The 3,182-nt window shown below is 50.3% G+C and carries 1 protein-coding gene; it reads left to right on the top strand.

The genetic code is table 11. From position 1 onward, the window contains the following. The coding region (locus E5S67_RS34250; protein WP_216670796.1) for a beta strand repeat-containing protein at nucleotides 1-3,182 on the top strand (3,182 nt) is incomplete at both ends.

Raw genomic sequence — 3,182 nt, 5'->3', positions numbered from 1 at the left:
CCCCCCCCCCGCACCCTCCCCTGGGCTCGCCCATGCCGCCCACCGACAGCTGGCGCTGGCGGCGGCGGCGGCTTTGGCGGTGGCGGTGGCTACGGCTTTGGCGGTGGCGGTGGCGGCGGCTTTGGCGGTGGCGGTGGCTACGGCTTTGGCGGTGGCGGTGGCGGCGGCTACGGTGGCGGTGGCGGTGGCGGCTACGGTGGCGTTCCCGGTCAAGGCGGCCGCTTTGGTGGCAACGGCGCTGGCCCAGTCGGCAATTCCGGTGGCGGTGGCGCTGGTCTTGGGGGTGCCATCTTTATTCGCCAAGGTTCTTTGACTCTAAACAACGCAACCTTTAGTAGCAACCTTGCCGCACCCGGTGGTGGCTACAACAGGCGCGGTCAAGGCAAAGGTGGGGCAATTTTCGCCATGACATCCCTAACCAACAGCAATGGCAACAACCAAGGGATGCCCTCCGCGCTGCCCACTGTCCGCACATTAGGAGCCACTTTCACCGGTAACACTGCTACCAACCAAGCTGGCACTCCCACTGCTAACACCCCCACCAACGGTGTTGGCAATAGCCAAGACAATAACGACGTTTACGGCACGATTCTTTATAATACCGCACCCGTTCTTGCGGATACCGTCGTCACCCTCAGTGCCATCCTAGAAGATGCAGTTGCACCCACTGGCGCTGTCGGCAACCTCATCTCATCCATTGCAGCCATAGGTACAAACATCATAGACCCCGACACTGGCGCAGTAGCAGGCATCGCCATTACCGCCGCCGACACGAGTAACGGCAGTTGGTTTTACACGATAGATGGCGGTACCAACTGGAACCCCTTGGGCGCAGTAACCAATACCAATGCCCGCTTGCTGGCAGCAGATGCCAATACCCGCTTTTACTTCCAACCAACCGCCAACTACAACGGCCCCGTCACCAACGCCATCACCTTCCGCGCTTGGGATCAAACCACTGGCACCAACGGCAGCACCGCTGACACCACTAACAACGGCGGCATTTATGCCTTCAGCATCGCCACCGACACCGCAGACATCACCGTTACCCCCGTCAACGACAAACCCAGTTTCACCAACTTAGGCAACCAAACCCTAATATCTTGGACAAACACAGTTCAAACTGTCAGTAATTGGGTAAATAGCGTTACTTTCGGCCCCGCCGATGAAGCCACTCAAACAGTTAGCAACTACATGGTTACTAACACCGACAACACCCTATTTACAACTCAACCAAGTGTAGCAACCAATGGCACGCTGACCTACACTCCCAGTGGCAAACCTGGTACTGCCACCGTAAGTGTGCAACTGCAAGATAACGGCGGTACGGCGAATGCTGGTGTTGATCTTTCCGACACAGCTACCTTTAATATCACCATTCCCGTACCGAAAGTTAACCTCACTGCCAGCACAACTACTGCCAGCGAAGCCGGGACAACTGCTATTACCTTTACCGCCACTGCTGAAGGTAATGTCTTCGGCGCTCAAACACTTAATTTAGCATTAACTGGTACTGCTAGTGCTGCTGATTTTATGGGTACTATTCCCACTCAAATCACAATACCAGATGGAAGTAATACGGGGCAAGTAACCATCATAGTTAATGATGATTTTCTTGTCGAAGGTGCAGAAACAGCTACTTTAACAATTAGCAACCCTTCAACAGGCATAGGATTAGGAACTACTCCTAACCAAAGTGTGACGATTACTGATAACGATATTGCGGGAGTTACCGTCACACCCACCACAGGATTAACCACAACCGAAGCGGGGGGTACGGCTACATTTACAGTAGTTCTAAATAGCCAACCTACAGCCGATGTTAGCCTGGGGGTTACGTCTGATAAAACTACTGAAGGGAATGTAGATAAACCGAGTTTAACTTTCACACCGGCTAACTGGAATACTCCCCAAACAGTCACAGTTACGGGAGTAGATGAATCAATAGTAGACGGGAATACTGCTTACAACATTCTCACCGCTGCTGCCACCAGTACCGATACTAATTACAGTGGTGTTGATGCTACCGATGTTGTAGTTACTAATACTGATAACGATACGAAAGGCATTACCGTCACACCCACCACAGGATTAACCACAACCGAAGCGGGGGGTACGGCTACATTTACAGTAGTTCTAAATAGCCAACCTACAGCCGATGTTAGCCTGGGGGTTACGTCTGATAAAACTACTGAAGGGAATGTAGATAAACCGAGTTTAACTTTCACACCGGCTAACTGGAATACTCCCCAAACAGTCACAGTTACGGGAGTAGATGAATCAATAGTAGACGGGAATACTGCTTACAACATTCTCACCGCTGCTGCCACCAGTACCGATACTAATTATAATGGTGTTGATGCGGATGATGTTGCAGTTACTAATACTGATAACGATACGAAAGGCATTACTGTCACGCCCATCAGTGGTTTAACAACGACAGAAGCGGGGGGTACGGCTACATTTACAGTAGTTCTAAATAGCCAACCTACAGCCGATGTTAGCCTGGGGGTTACGTCTGATAAAACTACTGAAGGGAATGTAGATAAACCGAGTTTAACTTTCACACCGGCTAACTGGAATACTCCCCAAACAGTCACAGTTACGGGAGTAGATGAATCAATAGTAGACGGGAATACTGCTTACAACATTCTCACCGCTGCTGCCACCAGTACCGATACTAATTATAATGGTGTTGATGCGGATGATGTTGCAGTTACTAATACTGATAACGACGTAACTCTCATACCAGAAATCCAAGTATTAGACGGAACAACAGATATAGTAGATGGTACGGAAAGTGCGATCGACTTTGGTAGCGTCATAGTTGGCGGCACTCTCAACAAAACCTTTACCGTTAAAAATCTCGGTACAGAAGTTTTAAACCTCAGCAACCTGACCTTACCAACCGGATTTAGCAGTGTCGGAAGCTTACCTGCAACTGTGGCCGCTGGCGCGAGTGCTAATTTGCTTCTTCAAGTAGATACGACATCCGCAGGAAATAAAACAGGTACGCTGCAATTTGTCAATGATGATAGTGACGAAAATCCCTTTGATTTCCCCATAGCCGCCACAGTCACAACCACACCATTACCAGAAATCCAAGTATTAGACGGAACAACAGATATAGTAGATGGTACGGAAAGTGCGATCGACTTTGGTAGCGTCATAGTTGGCGGCAC

Source organism: Microcoleus asticus IPMA8 (assembly GCF_013179805.1).
Lineage (GTDB): Bacteria > Cyanobacteriota > Cyanobacteriia > Cyanobacteriales > Microcoleaceae > Microcoleus > Microcoleus asticus.
This window is presented reverse-complemented; position numbering and strand designations above follow the sequence as displayed.